Origin of the sequence: Micromonospora sp. PLK6-60, assembly GCF_019890675.1 — a bacterium.
In the GTDB taxonomy this organism is placed as follows: domain Bacteria; phylum Actinomycetota; class Actinomycetes; order Mycobacteriales; family Micromonosporaceae; genus Micromonospora.
In genome coordinates this window covers 288,456-308,950 of the sequence record NZ_JAIOAA010000007.1, presented here as the reverse complement: position 1 = coordinate 308,950, position 20,495 = coordinate 288,456, and the positions used below count along the sequence as shown (strand labels likewise).

Here is a 20,495-nt window from a genome sequence, read left to right as displayed (position 1 = left end):
CGCAACAGCTTCCGCACAGCAAGACGCCCCGGGAGGGCGGACCCTGCCGGGGCGTACAGCTGTGGTGCGGTCGGTCAGGCGGAGTGAGCGCGCAGCACCCGGAGCCCGCCGCGGCGCTTCACCGCGCGGCGCTCCTCCTCGCTCATCCCGCCCCAGACGCCGGCGTCCTGACCGGACTCCAGCGCCCACTGAAGGCAACTGTCCGTCACCGGGCAACGCCGGCAGACGGCCTTGGCCTGCTCCACCTGCAGCAGAGCCGGCCCGGACGTCCCGATCGGGAAGAACAGCTCCGGGTCCTCGTCGCGGCAGACGGCATCGTGGCGCCAGTCCATGGCGGCAACACTCCTCATTCTGGATGGGTGGCAGATGTCGCTCGTTGCTTTTTCTATATGCATCCGCATTGCCGGCGGTGACGGTTCGCGTACACCTATTCGGCAGTGCGTGAGCAGGCTGTGGGCCCCGTGGACCTGCTGGAACAGCTCAACCGAGCGAGCATATCCAGGCAATGTCCCGGTAACACAAGTGCGCTTGTGAATACTTTCACGAACACACGCAATGTCAAGGGTGACGCTCGGAAAAACTCCGCACGGTGAGCAAGCTCACGACCCTTTTGTCCGGGTTTCCAACCGCTCTGGTTACCCGCCGTACCACAGTCGAGGATCAATATAGTACAGTCCGCGTGACGTAGCTGACATTTCCGGCACCAGCCCCTTCCGGTGTCGCGGACCCGCAACGCGCGGGTTGCGCGCCGCCCGCTCGACCAAGGGCTGTACCCGAGACCTAGCAGATTACTCTCAGTGCGCCGGGAACGGAGGTGAATCTGACTTTCTGCCGGTCGCCAAGGTAGTCGCCGTCGAGTTGGAACGCCTGCGGACGCGCCGAGACCAGCGTGAACTCCGCTACGTCATGAAGCCGTAGCACCTGGGAACCGTGCGGATCGGGGCGCCGGGACAGCGACTGGGTGACCGTGCGTGCGGTGCTGGCGACACGCAGTCGGCGGATCGCCATCAGGTCCAGGCCGAGGTCGAACGAGGCGTCCGGGTTCGGATTGATCTCCCGCTCGCCCAGGTACGTCCACGGCGCGGTGTTCTGGATTATCACCGTGGACAGCTCGTCCTCGGTCTGCTCGCCGGGCCGCTCCACGCTGATCGCCGGATGCCGCCGGTCCGAGCTGAAGAAGTACTGGTTGAAGGTGGCCCGCATGTAGAGCGCGGGGGTGGAGACCCGCCCGCGCCGCCGGGCCTGCTCCACCCGGTGGATCACCGCGGCGTCCACCCCGAAGCCGGCGCAGAAGGTGAAGTACCGGTCGTCGGCCCGGCCCAGCCCGATGGTGCGGGACCGGCCCAGCCGCAGCCCCTCCAGGATCATGGAGGTGCCCTCCGGCCACTCCCGGGGCAGCCCCAGGGCGCGGGCGAAGACGTTCGTCGAGCCGCCCGGCACGGTGGCCAGGGCCGGCAGGCGCTGGGCCGGCGGCACCCCGGTGACCGTCGGCGGCTGCGCGGCCATCAGGCCGTTGACCACCTCGTTGACCGTGCCGTCACCACCCAGCGTGACCACCACGTCGACGCCCTCCTCGGCCGCCTCCCGGGCCAGGTCGGTCGCGTGACCTCGCCGTCGGGTGTACCGCACGGAGAGGTCGACCTCGCTGCGCAGCGCCCGGACCAACACGTCCCGGCTGCGTTCACTGGTGGTGGTGGCCTTCGGATTGACCACCAGGACGGCCCGCATGGGCGGCACTGTACCGCGATCCGGCCCGGTATCGTGTCGGCCGTGACCCTCGACTCCGACCAGATTCCCGTCACTCTGCGCTGGGCAGTCCGGCTGCTACGGGCGGAGGCGGTCGCCGTCGGATTGATCGCCGCTTGGCTGGCCTGGGCCGACCTCACCGCCGACACCCTCGACCCGACCTCGGCGCTGCTGGTCACCGGGTTCGCCGTGGTGGGCGCCATCGCGCTCTGGATGTTCGGCAGCGCCCTCGCCGCGCGCCGCCCCGGCGGCCGGGCGCCGGCCATCGTGCTCCAGCTCATGCTGCTGCCGATCGGCTGGTACATGATCCAGGGCGGCCTGGGCTGGCTCGGCGTGCCGGTGATGGCCCTCGGGCTCGGGGTGAGCGCGCTGCTGGTCAGTCCACCCACGACCCGCGCGCTGGGCCTGGGCTGAACCGTCCACGGGCCGGGCCTCGGTGGGGCCGGCCCGGGCGGCTCACCAACCCGACGAGCGCCGGGTCAGCAGCGAGATGGTCGCCCGGCCGTCGGTGACGTCCGCCGCCGCGCCGGTGGTCAGGGCGGTCAACACCTTCCAGGCGAACGAGGACTCCGCGGGCAGGGTGGCACCCGGCACCATCGGCACCGTCACCTCCACGGTGAGCGCGTCCTCGGTGACCGCGAACCGGCAGTCCAGCTCGGCGTCCCGGGTGGCGATGGCGAGCAGCATGGCGCAGGCCTCGTCGACCGCGATGCGCAGATCCTCGATCTCGTCGAGGGCGAACTGGAGCCGGGCCGCCAGCCCGGCCGTGGCGGTGCGCAGCACGCCGAGATAGCCGCCGTCGGCGGGCACGGTGAGGTGCACCACGTCGTCGGTGGTCGCCGGTCCGGTCAGTTGAGTCACGCCGCATCCCCCCGGTCGGGGACTCTACCCGTACCCGGCGCGGGGCGGGCGGTGAGCGTCGCTCCGGCGGCGGGCGACCCGGTCAGCTCGGCCGCCAGCCCGTGCAACGCCGGGCCGGTGAGCCGGAACGGCTGCCACTCGTCCATCCGTACCGCCCCGATCGAGGCGTAGAACCGGGCCGCCGGATTCCAGTGGATCATCCACCAGTCCAGCCGCTGGTAGCCGCGTTCCACGCAGACCGCGGCCAGCGCCGCCATCAGCAGCCGGCCCGCGCCGCTGCCCCGGAACGCCGGCCGGACGTAGAGATCCTCCAGGTAGACCCCGTGCACGCCGGCCCAGGTGGAGAAGTTCAGGAACCACAGCGCGAAGCCGACCGGCTCGCCGCCGGCGTCCACCGCGACGTGACCGAACAGCGCCGGCGACGGCCCGAACAGGGCGGCCCGCAGCTGCTCTTCGGTGAGGTGGCACTGCTCCGGGGCGCGCTCGTACTCGGCTAGCTCGTGCACCATCGCGACCACGGCCGGCACGTCCTCGGGACGTGCCGGCCGGACGGTCGGTGCCGCAGGGGGGCGGCTCACGCCTTCTTGGTCTCCCAGAAGATCTTCGAGATCTCGTCGATCTTCTGCAGCAGCTCGTCGGCCTTGGCCGGGTCGGTGGCGCCCTTGGCGCCGGCCGCGCCGGCGGCCTTGGTGGCCTCGTTGAAGAGCTGGTGCAGGTGCGGGTACTTCTCGAAGTGGGCCGGCTTGAAGTAGTCGGTCCAGAGCACCCACAGGTGGTGCTTGACCAGGTCGGCCCGCTGCTCCTTGATCAGGATCGCCCGGGTACGGAACTCCGGGTCGGTGTTGGCCTGGTACTTCTCGCAGATCATTTTGACCGACTCGGCCTCGATCCGGGCCTGGGCCGGGTCGTAGACGCCGCACGGCAGGTCGCAGTGGGCGCTGGCGGTCACGCGGGGCGTAAGGATGCGAGGAAGGCGCATCAGGATCCTCCATGGGATGTTTGCGATGATCCAAGCTGACATTACTCCTGGAGACTGCTGCCCGACGGCGTGGAGGTGAAACCGCCGATGCGCGCCGACGAGGGCCCCGCGCCACCCCGGCTCCGGGGAATCCTGGTGCCCGTGCTGGTGACCGGCCCGTCGATGGCGCCGACCCTGCGGCACGGCGACGCCGTACTGGTCCGCCCCGGCGGGCGCCCGATCCGGCCCGGGGACGTGGTGGTCGCGGTGTTCCGCACCCGGCCGGAGCTGCTGGTCGTCAAGCGGGCGGTACGGCCCGAGGACGGCGGCTGGTGGCTGATCGGCGACAACACCCTCGTCGCCGACGACTCCCGGGCGTACGGGGTGGCCGACGTGCGCGGCCGGGTGGTGGCCCGCTGGTGGCCGCGCCCCGGGCGGCTCGGGGATCCACCGTTATGACCCTACTCACATCCGAGTGGTGAGCTCGGGACTATGCTCGGCACGTGCCCGGGTGACCCCCGCACCGCCCGCCACCGTTCGCCGCAGACTCGCGGGCGAGCCGGCCGGTCCATCTGCTCGACAGATCCTGGAGTCACCATGCCCACGCCTTCCGTGGATCCCGCCGATCCCGTCTTTCGGCTGCACGCCGGCGGCAAAATGGCCGTCGCCGCCACCGTTCCACTGACCAGCCGGGAGGACCTCTCCCTCGCGTACACCCCGGGGGTGGCCCGGGTGTGCGAGGCGATCGCCGCCGATCCCGGCCTCGCCGACGACTACACCTGGGTGTCGCACACCGTCGCCGTGGTCACCGACGGGTCGGCCGTGCTCGGCCTGGGCAACATCGGCCCGCGCGCCGCGCTGCCCGTGATGGAGGGCAAGGCGGTGCTGTTCAAGCAGTTCGCCGGCGTGGACGCCGTGCCGATCTGCCTGGACACCCAGGACGTGGACGAGATCGTGGCGACGGTGCGGGCGCTGGCCCCCTCCTTCGGCGGGATCAACCTGGAGGACATCAGCGCGCCGCGCTGCTTCGAGGTGGAACGCCGGCTGGACGAGGCGCTGCCGATCCCGGTCTTCCACGACGACCAGCACGGCACCGCGATCGTCGTGCTGGCCGCGCTGCGCAACGCGGCGACCCTGCTCAACCGCAAGCTCGGTGACCTGCGGGTGGCGGTCAGCGGGGCCGGCGCGGCCGGGGTGGCGGTGACCCGGATGCTGATCGCCGGGGGCGTGGACCCGGACCAGGTGGTGGTCTGCGACTCCCGGGGGATCCTCGGCCCGCACCGCGAGCTGACCGGCTCCAAGGCGGAGCTGGCCGCGCTCACCAACGCCGACGGCCGGCACGGCGACATCACCGAGGCGCTGCGCGGGGCGGACGTCCTGATCGGGGTCTCCGGTGGCCAGATCCCGGAGGCGGCGGTCGCCGGGATGGCCCCCGACGGCGTCGTGTTCGCGCTGGCCAACCCGACCCCCGAGGTGCATCCCGAGGTCGCCGGCCGGCACGTGGCGGTGGTCGCCACCGGGCGCAGCGACTACCCCAACCAGATCAACAACGTGCTCGCCTTCCCCGGGGTGTTCCGTGGCGCGCTGGACGCCCGGGCCACCCGGATCACCGACGGGATGAAGGTGGCGGCGGCCGACGCCATCGCCGGCGTGGTGGACGGCGCGCTGAGCGCCGACGCGATCGTGCCGTCGCCGCTGGACCCGCGGGTCGCCCCGGCGGTGGCCGAGGCGGTGGCCGAGGCCGCGCGGCGCGACGGGGTCGCCCGCGCCTGAGGTGTAAGGAGGGTGCCCTTCTTAACGCATTCTGTATAGGAAGGGCCCCTTCTTAACGCCGGCTCAGCTTGTTACGGTGCGGATCATGCGTGCCGCCTTTGCGTCCAGCTTCGACGCCGACAACCCGCTCGCCGCGCTCACCGTCGGCGACCGCCCCGAGCCGACGCTCCCGCAGGACGACTGGGTCACCGTCCAGGTCCGGGCCAGCTCGCTCAACCACCACGACCTGTGGTCGCTGCGCGGGGTCGGGCTCACCGGCGACCAGCTTCCGATGATCCTCGGCTGCGACGCGGTGGGGGAGGACCCGGACGGCAACCAGGTGGTCATCTATCCGGTGATCCCCACCCCGGGTGACCCGCGCGGGATGTCCATCCTCTCCGAGCACTTCCCGGGCACCCTCGCCGAGCGGGTCGCCGTACCCCGGATGAACCTGCTGCCGCTGCCGGCGGGCCTGTCGCCGACGGACGCGGCGTGCCTGCCCACGGCCTGGCTGACCGCGTGGCGGATGCTCACCACCCGGGGCCGGGCCGAGGAGGCCGAGTCCGTGCTGGTGCAGGGCGCGGGCGGCGGGGTGGCGACCGCGGCCGTCGCGCTCGGGCTGGCGCTGGGCAAGCGGGTGTACGCCACCAGCCGGGACGCCGGGAAGCGGGAGCGGATCACCGAGCTGGGCGCGACCGCCCTGGAGCCCGGGGCGCGGCTGCCCGAGCGGGTGGACGTGGTGATCGAGACGGTCGGGGCGGCCACCTTCGACCACTCGCTGAAGTCGGCCGCGCCGGGCGCGCGGATCGTGGTCTCCGGGGCCACCGCCGGGCACGAGCCCAAGGTCAACCTGCGCCGGGTCTTCGCCATGCAGCTGGAGATCCTGGGCACCTCGATGGGCACCCCGGGGGAGCTGACCGAGCTGCTGGCGTTCTGCGCCGAGCACGAGGTGCGCCCGGTGGTGGACAGCGTGCTGCCGTTCAGCCGGGTCGAGGAGGCGTTCGCCCGGCTGCACTCCGGCGAGGTGTTCGGCAAGGTGGTCGTCGACCACACCGCCTGAGGCGTTAAGAAGGGGCCCTTCCTATACAGAATGCGTTAAGAAGGGCACCCTCCTTACAGGTTGTCGTCGAGGGTGGCGAGGTTGCCGCGGCGGGCCTCGGCGGGGAGGCGGTCCTTGGCCGCCCGGTCGCCGTACAGCGTCCAGCGGAGGAACTCGACGGTGGTGTCCGCGACGACCCGCAGCGCCGCGCCGTCGGTGAGCAGCGCCCGGCCGTGGTCACCCTTGGTCAGGCTGAGCATCGCCTTGGGCCAGGGCACCGCGTCGTAGACCGCCTTGCCGGCCGCGTAGTCCACCACCTCGTCGGCCTCACCGTGCACGAACAGCTGCGGGGCGGCCGCGCCGGCGAAGGCGGTGCCGACCCCCAGCCCGGTGCCCGCGAACACCACGCCCGCGTCCAGCCGGTCGTCCCGGCTCGCGGTGAACAGGCCGATGGTGGTCACCCCGCCGGCCGAGTGCCCGGTCGCGGCCACCCGGTCGGTGGCCAGCCGGCCGCGCAGCGGGTCGCCGGCGGCGCCGTCGAGGGCGAGCACCCGGGTCAGCGCGTACGACACGTCGGCCGGCTGGTTGAGCACGTCGAGGACGTTGCCGTCGGCACCCCGGCGGGTGTGCGGGAAGGCCGGCGCGGCCACCACGAACCCGGCCGCCGCCCAGCGGGTGAGCAGCGTGGCGTAGTCGGCCGGCCGGCCGCCCAGCCCGTGGCTGAACATCACCACCGGGAACCGGCCGGCCGCCGCCGGGACGGACCGCTCCGGGTCGCCGCCGGCCTCGCCCCGCGCCGGGTACCAGAGGGTCACCGGCAGCGGCCGGTCGCCGTCGCGGTTCAGCTTCAACTCGCGTACGCCGACGGCGAAGGCCCGGTCCGGCGCGTGGCCCTCGGGCACCCGCGGCGCCGGTGTGGTGGGTTTCCCGGTGGCCGGCGGCGGGGCGTCGCGCCCGGCCGGCGTCGGCTGCCCCGAGCAGCCCGCCAGCCCCACGCTGAGCAGGGCGGCGGTGAGCAGGACGGGGATACGACGAGGGCACATGAAACCGATTGTGCCTCGCGCTCGCGGCCGGCCCGCCCGGTTCAGCCGGTCGCCGGGTGGCCCAGGCTCGCCCGCAGCCGGGCCAGGTCGGCGGCGTCCTTCGCCCGGCGGGGCCGCTCCGGCATCCAGACCGGGTACATCTCCTTGAACTCGATCTGCGCGGCCGGGGCGATGATCGGCGCGGTGAGCGACCCGATCCGGCCGGGCGGCGCGTCCAGCAGTCCCGCCGGCAGCGGCGTGCCCGCCCACGGGCCGGCCCCGACCACCACCCGCCCGGCGCCGTCACGCCCGAGGTACGCGAAGCTCAGCTCGACGTCGTCGCGGAGCAGGTCGAGCTGGGTGGCCGCCGGCATCGCCGGGTCCGGGCGCCAGCCCGCGCCGGTCAGCAGCGCGGCCAGCCGGTCCGCGTCGGCGTGCCAGCAGTACCAGTCGACGTCCCGGTGCGGTCGGGTGATCTCGCCGAGGTGGAAGTCCATCGCCCAGCCGCCGCGCAGCCACACCGGTATCCCCGCGCCCGCCGCCAGCCGGAGCACCGCACCGATCGCGGCGAGCTGGCGCCCGGGGAGCCGGCTTCCGTCCACGTCGCTGCCGTTTCCGTTCACGTCGCTGCCGTTCACGTCGCTGCCGTCCACCCCGCTGCCGTCCACGCCGGCGACGCTACCGCGCCCGTTCTCCCCACGGGGGCGCCCCAGCACGGCCTCCCTCGGGGCGCGTTCGGCCCGGTTGCGGCAGGTCGGGCCATGCGCGGGCCGCGTTCGGCCCGGGTGCGGCAGGTCGGGCGGTCGGCGGGATGGGGTCGGTCGGGTGCGATATGTGGGGCGGCTGGCGTCGGGCTCGGCCGGAGGTGCGGCGTGTAGGTGGGCGGGCCGCTCTCCTCGCCGGGTGTGCCCGGAACGGGTTCCGCCCATGCCGCACGCTCTCCAAGTGGTCGGTGGACAAGCTACGAACTTGATGTCGTAGACGAATCACCGTGGCCGCGAAATTCCGCGATCGGGGTCCTCCTCGTGGCCGGATGATTCGTTTACGACATCAAGTTCGTAGGCTGCGGGGAACACCCCTGTCGCTGGCGAGGCACCCGGGTGAGCTGGCTTCGCCATGTCAACCCGGGCCATGCAGTGCCATGACATGCCAGGCGGCCGCCGTGCGACGTCGCACTATGCCATGCCATGCCCCTCGCGCCATCAGCGCTGCGCCCAGCGTGCCGAACAGACGCAGTTCGTAGCCGTAGCCGTTCGTGGAGCGCCGCGCCAGGCGGTGCCGCGCCGGCTCGACCCGCGCTGGGCTGGCTCGCGCGGGGCTGGGCTGGCTCGCGCGGGGGCTGGGCTGGGTTGGCTCGTGCCGCGCTGGGCTGCCTCGCGCGGGGCTGGTGCCCGCTGCGCCATGCCATCCCGCGCCCGCGCCCATCCACGCCCGCGTCCATCCACGCCCGCGATGGTCGTCCTCGCGGCGCGTTCGGTCCGGATGCGGCAGGTCGGGCTATCCGCGTGTTCGGGCTATCCGCGTGTTCGGGTCGTCCGCGTGTCCGGCGGTCGGCGGGGCGTGTTCGGGTCGTCCGCGTGACGCCGTCGGTCTGGAGGCGGTATTCGGGCCAGGGTCAGCGGCGCAGCCGGCTGTCGAAACGGGTGACGCCGGCCAGGACGGCGTCGGCGGACAGCCGGCGGCCGGCCGCCGGGTCGTCGTAGAGCGTCCAGCGGAGGAAGTCGAGGGTGGTGGCGAGAACCTGGGCGAAGCCGGGCCGGCCGGGGTTCAGGTATTCGCCGTGTCCCTGCCCGGTGAGGCTCAGGAACGCGGCGGGCCCGGTCGTACGGTCGTAGGCGGCCCGGCCGACCGACTCGGCCACGATCGGGTCGGCGCTGCCGTGCACGAACAGCAGCGGCGCGGTCGGCCCGGCGAAGCTACCGGCCAGCCCACCACCGGCGATCACGATGCCGCACCGCAGCCGGGCCGAGTGGCCGGAGGTGAGCATGCCGGCCGTGGTGAAGCCGCCCGCGGAGTGCCCGGCGGCGGCGAACCGGTTGACGTCGAGGTGGCCGGCGAGCGGGTCGCCCCGGGCGGCGTCCAGGCGTACCAGGTGGCGGATCACCCGCCACCCGTCGGCGGGCTGGTTGCGCACGTCGGCCCGGGTGAAGTGCGCGGCCCGCAGGTTCGTACGCGGATAGGTGGGCGCGGCGACGACGAAGCCGGCGGCGGCCCACCGGGTGGTCAGCGCGGCGTGGAGCTCGGGCAGGCTGCGCAGGCCGTGGCTGTAGACCACCACCGGGAACCGCCCGGCGGCCACCCGCCCCGCCGTCGCCGGGTACCAGACGGTGAGCGGCAGCGGCCGGCGGCTGCCCGGGTCGACGGTCAGCTGCCGGACCGCCACCTCGTACGTCCCGCCGGGGGCGTGCCGGGCCGGGGCGGGCGTCCCGCCACCGGAGGCGGCGGTGGCCGTCCCGCAGCCAGCCAGCAGTGCCGTCAACAGCACGGCCACCAGCCGCTGTGCCCCCATGCCCTCACGGTAGGGCGCGTGCCGCCCCGGTCGGCCCCACCGTCCGGACCGGGTACGACCACCACCCGGACGGACCATTTCCTCCGGCCGGACGGACCTGCCGGCCCCGGCCCGGCGCATGCCATGGAGGTCGACGTTCTTCGCTATCGTCACCCCATGCCTGAGAACTACACCGACCCGAGCGGCAACACCGAGCAGTTCCGTGCCTTCGTCCACGCCCCGGACGCCGCCGCCGCGCCGGCGCCGTCGCGCCTCCCGCTGGTCATCGGTGGCGTCGCCACCGCCGTGGTACTGCTCGCGGTGGCCGTCTGGCTCGCCCTGGCCTGAGCCGCCCGGCCGGTGCCCGACGCCGCGCCGGTGGCGGTGCGCCGGCCCGCGCGCGGCGGGGCCACCGCCCGGCCGGTGCCCGTCGCCCGGCTTGTGCCCGACGCCCGGGCGGTCAGTCCCGGGCGGCGAGGACCGCCCGGGTCTGCCGGGCGATCTCCCGCTCCTCGTCGGTGCCGATCACGCAGACCGTCACCTCGGCGCCGTCCGGGGAGATGACCCGGTCACCGTCGCCGTAGTTGCGCGCCGGGTCGACGCTGATCCCGAGTCGCTCCAGCCCCGCCAGGGACGCGGCGCGGACCGGGGCGGCGTGCTCGCCCACCCCGGCGGTGAAGGTGACCGCGTCGACCCGCCCCAGCAGCGCGTAGTACGCGCCCAGATAGCCCTTGATCCGCCGGCAGTAGACGTCGAAGGCGAGGGCCGCCGCAACGTCCCCGCCGGCGCGGCGGTCCAGCACCTCGCGCATGTCGTTCACGCCGGTCAGCCCGAGCAGGCCGCTGCGGTGGTTGAGCAGGTCGTCGATCTCGTCCACCCTCATGCCGGCCTCGCGGCGCAGGTGGAACACGACGGTCGGGTCCAGGTCGCCGCTGCGGGTGCCCATCACCAGGCCCTCCAGCGGCGACATCCCCATCGAGGTGGCCACGCTGCGCCCGCCGGCCACCGCGCAGGCGCTCGCCCCGTTGCCCAGGTGCAGGGTGATGACGTTCAGCTCCGCGTACGGGCGGTCCAGCAGCTCGGCGGTGCGCCGGGAGACGTACGCGTGCGAGGTGCCGTGGAAGCCGTACCGGCGGATGCCGTACCGGTGGGCGACGTCCCGGTCGACGGCGTAGGTGGCGGCGGCCTCGGGCAGCGTGTGGTGGAACGCGGTGTCGAAGACCGCCACCTGCGGCACCTGCGGCAACGCCTCCCGGGCCGCCACGATGCCGGCCAGGTTGGCCGGGTTGTGCAGCGGGGCCAGCGGCACCAGTTCCTCGATCGCGGCGAACACCCGGTCGTCGATCAGCACCGGCTCGGTGAAGGTCCGGCCGCCGTGCACCACCCGGTGCCCCACCCCGCGCAGCCCGGCCAGGTCGAGCCGGTCCAGCACCTCGCGCACCGCCGCCGCGTGGTCCGCCGGCCCGCCGCCCGGCTCGCCGATCCGCTCGACGGTGCCCTTGGCGCGGATCTCCTCGCCGTCGTACAGCCGGTATTTCACGGACGACGAACCGGAGTTGAGCACCAGCACCCGGTCGGTCACGAGCCCTCCTCCGGCGTCCCGGCCGCCTGGATGGCCGTGATCGCCACGGTGTTGACGATGTCGGGGACGGTGGCGCCGCGGGACAGGTCGTTCACCGGCCGCCGCAGGCCCTGCATCACCGGCCCGACGGCCACCGCGCCCGCCGAGCGCTGCACCGCCTTGTACGTGTTGTTGCCGGTGTTCAGGTCCGGGAAGATGAAGACCGTCGCCCGCCCGGCCACCGGGCTCTCCGGCAGCTTGGTGGCCGCCACCTGGGGGTCGATCGCCGCGTCGTACTGGATCGGGCCCTCGACCAGCAGGTCGGGCCGGCGTTGCCGGACCAGCCCGGTGGCCGCCGCGACCTTCTCCACGTCGGCGCCGGAGCCGGAGTCCCCGGTCGAGTACGACAGCATCGCCACCCGGGGCTCGATGCCGAAGCGGGCGGCGGTGTCCGCCGAGGAGATGGCGATGTCGGCGAGCTGGGCGGCGTCCGGGTCCGGGTTGACCGCGCAGTCGCCGTAGACCAGCACCCGGTCGGCGAGCAGCATGAAGAAGACGCTGGAGGCCACCGACACGCCCGGCACCGTACGGATGATCTCGAAGGCCGGCCGGATGGTGGCCGCCGTGGTGTGGGTGGCCCCGGAGACCATGCCGTCGGCGCGTCCGGTGGCCACCATCATGGTGCCGAAGTAGTTGGGCTGGGCCACCACGTCGTGGGCCAGCTCGACGGTCATGCCCCGGTGCTCGCGGAGCTTCGCGTACGCCTCGGCGAACTCGTCGCGCCACTCGCTGGTCACCGGGTCGACGACCTCGGCGCCGGAGATGTCGACGCTCAGCTCCCGGGTGCGCCGGGCGATGTCGTCGGGGCGGCCGAGCAGGGTCAGGTCGGCCACGCCCCGCCGGAGCAGCACCTCCGCGGCGCGCAGGATGCGTTCCTCGCCGCCCTCGGGCAGCACCAGCCGGCGCCGGCCGGCCCGGGCCCGGTCGATGAGGTCGTACTCGAACATCAGCGGGGTGACCCGTTCCGAGCGGCTGACCCGCAGCCGCCGGGCCAGGTCCACGGTGTCCACGTTCGCCTCGAAGGCGCCGAGCGCCGCCTCCACCTTGCGCGGGTTGGCCGCGCCGGGCCGCCCCTCGATCCGGCTCGACGCCTCGACGGTGTCGTAGCTGTCGCTGGGCACGGAGAGCACCGCGAGCCCGGTGTTGAGCCCCTCCACCAGGCGCATCGCCCGCGGGTCGGGCTGCTCGCCGAGGGTGAGCACCAGCCCGGCCACCGACACCTGCCCGGCCACGTGCGCGGCGCTCGCCGCGACCAGCAGGTCGGCCCGGTCCCCGGGGGTGATCACCAGGGCGCCGTCGGTCAGGTGGTCGAGCAGCGTGGGCACGTGCGCCGCGCCCACGACGTAGTCGAGCACGTCCCGGCCCAGCGCGGTGTCGTCGCCGGCCAGCAGGGTGGCGCCGAGCGCCGCCGCCACCTCGGCCACCGTCGGCGCCGACACGGCCGGCACCTCCGGGATGGCGTACGCGGGCACCGGCAGCTCGGGCAGCGCCATCGGCTCCGGCACCCGGTTGGCGATCACCGCCAGCACCGTCGCGCCCAGGTCCGCGAGGTCGTGGTACGCCCCGCGCAGCGCCGCCGCGATGGCCTCCGGGCGCTGCCCGAAGCCGTCCACCACCGGCACCACCACGCTGCCGAACTCGGTGGCCAGCCGGGCGTTGAAGGCCAGCTCGCGGGGGCCCGCGCCGTCCCCGCCGTCGGCGAAGTCGCTGCCGACCACCACCACGGCCGGGCAGCGCCGCTCGACCTCCCGGTAGCGCTCGACGATCCGGGAGATCAGCTCCTCCCGCCGCCCCTCGGCGACCAGCGCGGTGGCCTCGGCGTAGCTGGTCCCGGCGAGTTGGTCGGCGGGCAGCTCGACCCGGTAGCGGTCGGTGAGCAGGGCGAGGATCTGGTCGGGGGCGTGGTCGGAGACCAGCGGGCGGAACACGCCGATCCGCTCGACCTGGCGGGAGAGCAGCTCGGCCAGGCCGAGCGCGATTGTCGACTTTCCCCCGCCGGAACCGACGCTGGTCAGGTACACGCTGCGCGCCACGACCTCACGCTACAAGATCGCACTACCCCCCGCTCGGGTCCTTCGACCCGGGGTCTCGGCCCCCGCCGGCCGATCGGCGGGACCAGATCAGGCCGTCACTCGTCGTCCTCGTCGTCCAGCCGGGCGAGCCAGGTGGCGAAACGCTCGATCGGCGTCTCGAACTCCGGGTTCAGGTCGACGAAGTCGCGCAGCCGCTCGCCGAGCCACTCCACGCTGACCTGCTCCTCTCCCCGGCGCTCGACCAGCTCCTCAATGCCACGGTCGGTGAAGTACACGGTGTTCCTCTCGGGCTCGATGCGGACCGGCCCGCCCCTTCGACAGGGACGGGCCGGCAGGTGATCGTCAGGTCACGGGCGGGGGAGGGCCGCCTCGATCAGCGCGGTCTGCTCGACCTCGTGCATCTTGGCCGAGCCGACGGCCGGGGCGGCCGCGGCGGGGCGGGAGATGCGGCGCAGCCGGACCTCGCTCAGGTGCTCCAGCAGGTTGAGCGCGACGAACGACCAGGCGCCCTGGTTGGCCGGCTCCTCCTGCACCCAGGCGAAGTCCTCGGCGTTCGGGTACTGCGCCAGGGCGGCCCGGATCTCCTCGACGGGCAGCGGGTAGAGCTGCTCCATCCGGATGATCGCGGTGTCGGTGACGCCCCGCTCCTGCCGGGCCTGGAACAGGTCGTAGTAGACCTTGCCCGAGCAGAGCAGCACCCGCTTCACCTGCTCCGGCGCCGGGGCGCCGGAGTCGGCCAGCACCGGCTGGAAGGTGCCGGTGGTGAAGTCCTCGACTGGCGACACGCAGAGCTTGTGCCGCAGCAGGGACTTCGGCGTGAACACCACGAGCGGCTTGCGCTTGGGCGACAGCGCCTGGCGGCGCAGCAGGTGGAAGTAGTTCGCCGGGGTGGTCGGGATGGCCACCCGCATGTTGTCCTCGGCGCAGAGCTGGAGGAACCGCTCCGGGCGGCCGGAGGTGTGGTCCGGGCCCTGGCCCTCGTGGCCGTGCGGCAGCAGCAGGGTGACCGCGGAGCGCTGACCCCACTTCACCTCGCCGGAGGAGATGAACTCGTCGATCACCGACTGGGCGCCGTTGACGAAGTCGCCGAACTGGGCCTCCCAGGCCACCAGCGCGTTGACGTTCTCCACCGAGTAGCCGTACTCGAAGCCCATCGCCGCGTACTCGGACAGCAGCGAGTCGTGCACGAAGAAGCGGGACCGCTCGCCGTCGGCGGTGAGCGACTTCAGCGGCAGGTAGTCGTCGCCGGTCTTGGCGTCGACCACCGAGGCGTGCCGCTGGACGAAGGTGCCCCGGCGCGAGTCCTGCCCGGCGAGCCGGACGGTGACCCCGTCGTGCAGCAGCGCGCCGAACGCGATGATCTCGCCGAAGCCCCAGTCGATGTTGCCCTCGACGGACATCTTCCGGCGCCGCTCCAGCAACTGCTGGATCCGCTTGTGCGGGGTGAAGCCCTCCGGCAGGTTGACGTGCGCCTCACCGATCGCCTTGACCACCGCCGCGTCGGTGGCGGTCTCGACCTGCGGCTCCGGCTCGGCCTCGCGCCGCTGGCGGGCCGGTTGCTTCGGCGACGAGGCGGCGTCCCGGGTGGCCTTGAAGACCCGCTCGAGCTGCGCCTGGTAGTCGCGCAGCAGCTCCTCCGCGTCCTCCACGGTGATGTCCCCGCGGCCGATCAGCTCCTCGGTGTAGAGCTTGCGGACCGAGCGCTTCGAGTCAATGATCTTGTACATCTGGGGGTTGGACATCGACGGGTCGTCGCCCTCGTTGTGCCCGCGCCGGCGGTAGCAGACCAGGTCGATCACGACGTCCTTGTTGAACGCCTGCCGGTATTCGAAGGCCAGCCGGGCCACCCGGACCACGGCCTCCGGGTCGTCGCCGTTGACGTGGAAGATCGGCGCCTGGATCATCCGGGCCACGTCGGTGCTGTAGAGGCTGGACCGGCTGTATTCCGGGGCGGTGGTGAAGCCGACCTGGTTGTTGACCACCACGTGCACGGTGCCGCCGGTGCGGTAGCCGCGCAGCTGCGACAGGTTGAGCGTCTCGGCGACCACGCCCTGCCCGGCGAAGGCGGCGTCACCGTGCACCGCCAGCGGCAGCACGGTGTAGCCCTCCAGCTTGAGGTCGATCCGGTCCTGCTTGGCCCGGACGATGCCCTCCAGCACCGGGTCGACGGCCTCCAGGTGCGACGGGTTCGCCACCACCGACACCTTGACCGCGTGCTCGCCGTCCGGGGTGGTGAACTTGCCGTTCTGGCCGAGGTGGTATTTCACGTCGCCCGAACCCTGGGTGGAGCGCGGGTCGAGGTGCCCCTCGAACTCCGAGAAGATCTTCTCGTACGGCTTGCCGACGATGTTGGCCAGCACGTTGAGCCGGCCCCGGTGGGCCATGCCGATGACGACCTCGTCCAGCCCGGCCTCGGCGGAGGATTCCAGCACCTCACCCAGCAGCGGGATCAGCGACTCGCCGCCCTCCAGCGAGAAGCGCTTCTGCCCGACGTACTTGGTCTGCAGGAAGGTCTCGAACGCCTCGGCCGCGTTGAGCCGGTTGAGCACGTGCTTCTGCTCGTCCGCGGCGGGCTTCTCGTACTTGCGCTCGACCCGCTCCTGGATCCAGCGCCGCTCCTCCGGGTCCTGGATGTGCATGTACTCGATGCCGACCCGGCGGCAGTACGAGTCGCGCAGCACGCCGAGGATCGAGCGCAGCTTCATCCGCTGCCGGCCGGCGAAGCCGTTCACCGGGAAGGTGCGGTCCAGGTCCCACAGGGTCAGCCCGTGCTGGAGGACGTCCAGGTCCGGGTGCTTGCGGATCTTGAACTCGAGCGGGTCGGTGTCGGCCATCAGGTGGCCGCGCACCCGGTAGGCGTGGATCAGCTCGTGCACCCGGGCGGTCTTGTTGATCTGGCCCTCGGAGTCGACCGCCACGTCCCGCATCCAGCGCACCGGCTCGTACGGGATGCGCAGCGAGGTGAAGATCTCGTCGTAGAAGCCCCGCTCGCCGAGCAGCAGCTCGTGCATCACCTTCAGGAACTCGCCGGACTGCGCGCCCTGGATGATCCGGTGGTCGTACGTGCTGGTCAGCGTGATGATCTTGCTGACCGCGAGCTCGGCCAGCGTCGCCTCGCTCATGCCCTGGTAGGGCGCCGGGTATTCCATGGCGCCGACGCCGATGATGGCGCTCTGCCCCTGCATCAGGCGCGGGATCGAGTGCACCGTGCCGATGCCGCCGGGGTTGGTCAGCGAGATGGTGGTGCCGCCGTAGTCCTCCATGGTCAGCTCATTGCGGCGGGCGCGCCGGACCACGTCCTCGTACGCCTGCCAGAACTGCCGGAAGTCCATCTGCTCGCAGGCCTTGATGGAGGGCACCACCAGGTTGCGGGTGCCGTCCGGCTTGACCAGGTCGATGGCGATGCCCAGGTTGACGTGCTCCGGGCGGACCATCGCCGGCTTGCCGTCGACCTCGGCGAAGGAGTTGTTCATCTCCGGGTGCTCGACCACGGCCCGGACCAGCGCGTACCCGATCAGGTGGGTGAAGCTGACCTTGCCGCCGCGGCCGCGGGCGAGGTGGTTGTTGACCACGATGCGGTTGTCGACCAGCAGCTTCGCCGGGACGGAGCGCACGCTGGTGGCGGTCGGCACGGCCAGCGAGGCGTCCATGTTCTGGACGATCTTGGCAGCCACGCCGCGCAGCGGGGTGGTGCCGGCGCCGCTGGCCGTCGGCGCCTTGGCGGCCGGCTTGGCCGGGGCGGCCTTGGCCGCCGGGGCCGGCTTGGCGGCCGGCTTCTCGGGCGCGGCCTTCTTCTCCGGCTCGGCCTTCGCCGCCGGGGCGGCCGGCTTCGGCTGGGCGGCCGGGGCCTGGGCGACCGAGGCGACCGCCTCCTGCTGCTCGGCCGGCTCCGGCTTGGCGGCGGCCTGCCCGTCGGCGGGGCGCGGTGTGCCGGCGCCCGGCGCCGGCCGGTAGTCGGCGAAGAAGTCGTGCCAGGCCGAATCGACGCTCGTGGGGTCGCTGAGGTAGCGCTGGTACATCTCCTCGACGATCCACTCGTTCGGGCCGAAACCCGCCAGTGGGTTCTCCTGCGAAGTCTGCTGGGTCGACACGGCCGGTAATCGCCTCTTTCACGCGGGTTTGTGTGTCACGCGGTGTCCGCCCTCGCCGTCAACGGGCGATGGGTAACGATCCCAGGCTACGCCGTGCCACCGGCGCAGGCATTCTCGCCTCCGGGCCGTGGCCCGTTTCACAGAAGATGCCAGAAATTCGCAAACCAGCGCACCGGTCGTGGCGGGCTGCTAGACCCGCGGCCGGCCGGCGGCGACGCAGCGCCACCGGCCGGCCGAATCGAGGACGGCTCAGGCGATGTCCCGCCGCCGCATGATCAGCGTGCCGATGGCCCCGGTCACCACCGCGTACGTGATCAGGACGACCGCGCCCACCCACTGCGGCGGGTTGCCCGGCAGTTCGGTGCCGCTGATCATCAGCTGCGACGCGGTGGACGGCACGATCACCGACAGCCTGCTGATCCAGTCCCAGCCGAACTGCTGCTGGAGCAGGAAGAAGACCACGTTCGCCGCGGTGGTGCCGACCAGGTAGAGCACCACCGCGGTGATGGTCGCCCCGATCTGGCTGCGGATCAGCACGCCGAAGCCGACCCCGAAGATGCCCCACAGCACGTACGCGAGCAGGTTGAGCAGGAGGGCCCGGGTGATGTCCCAGTCGCCGAAGTGCGCGTCCCAGCCCTTGGCGCTGAAGAAGATCAGCGTGGCCGGCACGGTCAGCACCGTGGTCACCAGCCAGAACAGCGCGCCGAACAGGGCCGCGGTGGCCAGCTTCGCCGCCACCACCACCGACCGGTGCGGCGTGGTGAGGAAGGTGGTGGTCGCGGTCTGGTGGTAGAACTCGTTGGTCACCACGATGATGCCGAGCAGCAGCACGAAGAGCAGGCCGAAATACTGCCCCGAGGTGAACAGGTTCGCCGCCTGGTAGAGCTCGCTCGCGCTGGCCTCGATCTGGGCGGCCTGGCTCTCCGACAGCCCGTCGGTGGGCGGCGCCTCGGTCAGCGAGAAGTTCGCGTTGACCGCGTTGACCAGGAAGGCCAGCGCCAGGGTCACCAGCGTGCCCAGGCCGAACAGCCACCACGTGTTGGTCGTACGGATCTTGAGGATTTCGGACCGGACGAGGTTCATCGGATGCCCGCCTTTCCGGCCGTCAGTTCCAGGAAGACCCGCTCCAGGTCGGGCCGTTCCGAGGTCAGTTCGTGCAGCTCCACCTTGGCGGCGAGGGCGGCCCGGCCGACCGCCGGGGCGTCCACCCCGTCGACCAGCAGCTCACCCTGCGCGTCCGGGGTGACCGTGGCGCCCAGCTCGCGCAGCGCCGCGGTCAGCTCCTCGGCCTGCGGGGTACGCACCCGGACCCGGCCGCCCTGGGTCATCGAGCTCATCACCTGCTCGACCGGTCCCTGCCGGACCAGCTTGCCGGCCGCGATGATCACCACGTCGTCGGCGAGCAGCTGCATCTCGGAGAGCAGGTGGCTGGAGACCAGCACCGTACGGCCCTGTCCGGCCAGCCCCTTGAGGAAGCCGCGCATCCACCGGATGCCCTCCGGGTCGAGGCCGTTCGCCGGCTCGTCGAGGATCAGCACCCGCGGGTCGCCGAGCATCGCCGCGGCGATCCCGAGCCGCTGCTTCATGCCCAGCGAGTAGCCCTTGAACTTCCGCTTCGCGGCCGGGGTCAGCCCGACCATGTCCAGCACCTCGTCGGCCCGCCGCTTCGGCAGCCCGGCCGCCGCGCAGACCACCCGCAGGTGGTTGACGCCGGTCCGGCCCTTGTGCGCGCTGGACGCCTCGAGCACCGCGCCGACGTGCCGCAACGGCTCGGTCAGGTCCGCGTACCGCTGGCCGTCGACGGTGGCCGTGCCGCTGGTCGGCGTGACCAGGTTCAGCAGCATGCGCAGCGTGGTGGTCTTGCCGGCGCCGTTCGGCCCGAGGAAGCCGGTGACCCGCCCGGGCTGAACGGTGAAGGACAGGTCGTCCACCGCCCGGAGGTTCTTGTACTGCTTGGTCAGGCCGGTCACCACGATCTGGCCGTCGCCGGTGGTGGGGCTTCGCTGCCCGTCAGACATCCTTCTCCCATCGTGGGCGGCGCGGAGGCGCGCCGGTGTACGACGCCGTTGCGGTGGCGCCGCAGCACAGCCTGGCAAGCCCGCGCAACCAGGTCAATCAGGCGCGATCCCTACCGCCGTCTCCGCCGTGGGCCGGAGGGGATCATCCCTGAGGATGAACCGGGATCACGGGGTCACGCCGGGGGCAGGGCGATCCAGGTGGCGCGCGCGTGCCCGAGCAGGGCGCCGTCCGGGCCGTACAGGGCGGAGCGGACCTGCGCCTTGCGGCCCTCCCCACCGACCGCCGCGCCCACCACGACGCACTCGTCGCCCGGCTCGGGCAGCCGGTCGACGACCACCGTGATCCGGCCCAGCACGTACGGCCGGCCGGGGGCGATCACCGCCCAGCCGCCGGGGCAGTCCAGGGCCGCCCAGACCGTCGCCGGCGCGACGTCCGCCGGGGCCCGCAACGGGGCCGCCGTCCGGCCGTCCGGCAGCCGCCCGGGAAAGATCCGCAACCCCGTCGGGTGCGCCGGGCCGCACACGTAGCAGCCGGGAAAGGGGTGGTCCACCAGCCCGGGGTACGCCGCCGCGGCGGCCTCGGCCGTCGCCCGGTCCACCGGCGGCACCTCGACCGGGAAGGCGGGCACCGGGGCGACCTGGGCGACCACCGTGCCGTCCGGGTCGTGCGCCGTACCGTCGGCCAGGGTGAGCGGGGTGTCCAGCGGCGGCGGCCGGCGCAGGGTGACCTCGGCGGGCCCGTGCGCCAGGCCCGCCCCGGCGGCGATGATCCCGGCGCTCCAGCCGCCGTTGCCCGAGCCGGGCGGTCCGTTGAAACGGGCCTCGATCAGCATCAGTTACCTCCCGGTGCCGGCCCGGCGTCGCTG

Annotated in this window: 20 protein-coding genes; 5 read left to right on the top strand and 15 right to left on the bottom strand. The window is 72.9% G+C overall.

What is annotated here, in order from left to right; translation table 11 throughout:
• Positions 1–74 precede the first annotated feature (74 nt).
• Positions 75–332 (bottom strand): WhiB family transcriptional regulator, encoded by a 258-nt coding sequence (locus K7640_RS16760; RefSeq protein WP_088974007.1) that lies wholly within the window; start codon positions 330–332, stop codon positions 75–77.
• A gap of 448 nt (positions 333–780) precedes the next feature.
• Positions 781–1,728 (bottom strand): diacylglycerol kinase family protein, encoded by a 948-nt coding sequence (locus K7640_RS16755; RefSeq protein ID WP_222955764.1) that lies wholly within the window; start codon positions 1,726–1,728, stop codon positions 781–783.
• 42 nt (positions 1,729–1,770) lie between these two features.
• Here K7640_RS16755 and K7640_RS16750 point away from each other — a divergent pair, with 42 nt between their 5' ends.
• Entirely contained in the window at positions 1,771–2,160 is a 390-nt protein-coding gene (locus tag K7640_RS16750; protein ID WP_222955763.1) for a hypothetical protein, read from the top strand.
• Positions 2,161–2,202: 42 nt separating this feature from the next.
• On the opposite strand, the gene K7640_RS16745 is transcribed toward K7640_RS16750, so the two are convergent.
• The 3 genes from K7640_RS16745 to sodN all read right to left on the bottom strand — a co-directional run bounded on the left by K7640_RS16745 (position 2,203) and on the right by sodN (position 3,586).
• Positions 2,203–2,607: an ATP-binding protein gene (locus K7640_RS16745; protein ID WP_222955762.1), complete on the bottom strand. Its 405-nt coding sequence runs from the start codon at positions 2,605–2,607 to the stop codon at positions 2,203–2,205.
• The gene (locus K7640_RS16740) at positions 2,604–3,116 is read right to left on the bottom strand and encodes a GNAT family N-acetyltransferase (RefSeq protein WP_222955804.1); all 513 of its coding nucleotides are present in this window, start codon (positions 3,114–3,116) and stop codon (positions 2,604–2,606) included. Before K7640_RS16740 ends, K7640_RS16745 begins: the two co-directional genes overlap by 4 nt.
• 65 nt (positions 3,117–3,181) lie before the next feature.
• A complete protein-coding gene (gene sodN / locus K7640_RS16735) occupies positions 3,182–3,586 on the bottom strand; it encodes a superoxide dismutase, Ni (RefSeq protein ID WP_222955761.1) in 405 nt (134 codons plus the stop codon).
• Between the two features lie 87 nt (positions 3,587–3,673).
• Between sodN and K7640_RS16730 the strand changes: the two genes are divergently transcribed.
• The 3 genes from K7640_RS16730 to K7640_RS16720 all read left to right on the top strand — a co-directional run bounded on the left by K7640_RS16730 (position 3,674) and on the right by K7640_RS16720 (position 6,377).
• The gene (locus K7640_RS16730; protein ID WP_222955760.1) at positions 3,674–4,024 is read left to right on the top strand and encodes a S26 family signal peptidase; all 351 of its coding nucleotides are present in this window, start codon (positions 3,674–3,676) and stop codon (positions 4,022–4,024) included.
• Positions 4,025–4,162: 138 nt separating this feature from the next.
• A complete protein-coding gene (locus K7640_RS16725; RefSeq protein ID WP_222955759.1) occupies positions 4,163–5,338 on the top strand; it encodes an NADP-dependent malic enzyme in 1,176 nt (391 codons plus the stop codon).
• Positions 5,339–5,414: 76 nt separating this feature from the next.
• Positions 5,415–6,377: a zinc-binding dehydrogenase gene (locus K7640_RS16720; RefSeq protein ID WP_222955758.1), complete on the top strand. Its 963-nt coding sequence runs from the start codon at positions 5,415–5,417 to the stop codon at positions 6,375–6,377.
• 53 nt (positions 6,378–6,430) lie between these two features.
• Here the strand turns inward: K7640_RS16720 and K7640_RS16715 are convergent, their stop codons facing one another.
• The 3 genes from K7640_RS16715 to K7640_RS16705 form a co-directional block, all read right to left on the bottom strand.
• Positions 6,431–7,399: a dienelactone hydrolase family protein gene (locus K7640_RS16715; RefSeq protein ID WP_222955757.1), complete on the bottom strand. Its 969-nt coding sequence runs from the start codon at positions 7,397–7,399 to the stop codon at positions 6,431–6,433.
• Between the two features lie 41 nt (positions 7,400–7,440).
• A complete protein-coding gene (locus K7640_RS16710) occupies positions 7,441–8,046 on the bottom strand; it encodes a nucleotidyltransferase domain-containing protein (protein ID WP_308042573.1) in 606 nt (201 codons plus the stop codon).
• 947 nt (positions 8,047–8,993) lie between these two features.
• On the bottom strand, positions 8,994–9,887 hold the full coding sequence (locus tag K7640_RS16705; RefSeq protein ID WP_222955755.1) for an alpha/beta hydrolase: 894 nt from the start codon (positions 9,885–9,887) through the stop codon (positions 8,994–8,996).
• A 156-nt stretch (positions 9,888–10,043) separates the two neighbouring features.
• On the opposite strand from K7640_RS16705, the gene K7640_RS16700 reads away from it, so the two are divergent.
• The gene (locus tag K7640_RS16700; protein WP_222955754.1) at positions 10,044–10,214 is read left to right on the top strand and encodes a hypothetical protein; all 171 of its coding nucleotides are present in this window, start codon (positions 10,044–10,046) and stop codon (positions 10,212–10,214) included.
• A 112-nt stretch (positions 10,215–10,326) separates the two neighbouring features.
• Here the strand turns inward: K7640_RS16700 and K7640_RS16695 are convergent, their stop codons facing one another.
• The 7 genes from K7640_RS16695 to K7640_RS16665 form a co-directional block, all read right to left on the bottom strand.
• Positions 10,327–11,448 (bottom strand): acetate/propionate family kinase, encoded by a 1,122-nt coding sequence (locus K7640_RS16695; RefSeq protein WP_222955753.1) that lies wholly within the window; start codon positions 11,446–11,448, stop codon positions 10,327–10,329.
• Positions 11,445–13,520 (bottom strand): phosphate acetyltransferase, encoded by a 2,076-nt coding sequence (gene pta / locus K7640_RS16690; protein WP_222955752.1) that lies wholly within the window; start codon positions 13,518–13,520, stop codon positions 11,445–11,447. The genes K7640_RS16695 and pta overlap by 4 nt, the downstream gene beginning before the upstream one ends.
• Before the next feature lie 95 nt (positions 13,521–13,615).
• A complete protein-coding gene (locus K7640_RS16685; protein WP_222955751.1) occupies positions 13,616–13,795 on the bottom strand; it encodes a DUF6104 family protein in 180 nt (59 codons plus the stop codon).
• 72 nt (positions 13,796–13,867) lie between these two features.
• Positions 13,868–17,611 carry a multifunctional oxoglutarate decarboxylase/oxoglutarate dehydrogenase thiamine pyrophosphate-binding subunit/dihydrolipoyllysine-residue succinyltransferase subunit gene (locus tag K7640_RS16680; RefSeq protein WP_222955750.1) on the bottom strand — a complete coding sequence of 1,248 codons (3,744 nt, stop codon included), beginning with the start codon at positions 17,609–17,611 and terminating at the stop codon, positions 13,868–13,870.
• A gap of 249 nt (positions 17,612–17,860) precedes the next feature.
• Positions 17,861–18,694, bottom strand: coding sequence for an ABC transporter permease subunit (locus K7640_RS16675; RefSeq protein ID WP_222955749.1), 834 nt, complete (start codon positions 18,692–18,694; stop codon positions 17,861–17,863).
• A complete protein-coding gene (locus tag K7640_RS16670; RefSeq protein ID WP_222955748.1) occupies positions 18,691–19,629 on the bottom strand; it encodes an ATP-binding cassette domain-containing protein in 939 nt (312 codons plus the stop codon). Before K7640_RS16670 ends, K7640_RS16675 begins: the two co-directional genes overlap by 4 nt.
• A 173-nt stretch (positions 19,630–19,802) precedes the next feature.
• The gene (locus K7640_RS16665; protein WP_222955747.1) at positions 19,803–20,462 is read right to left on the bottom strand and encodes a hypothetical protein; all 660 of its coding nucleotides are present in this window, start codon (positions 20,460–20,462) and stop codon (positions 19,803–19,805) included.
• Positions 20,463–20,495 lie beyond the last annotated feature (33 nt).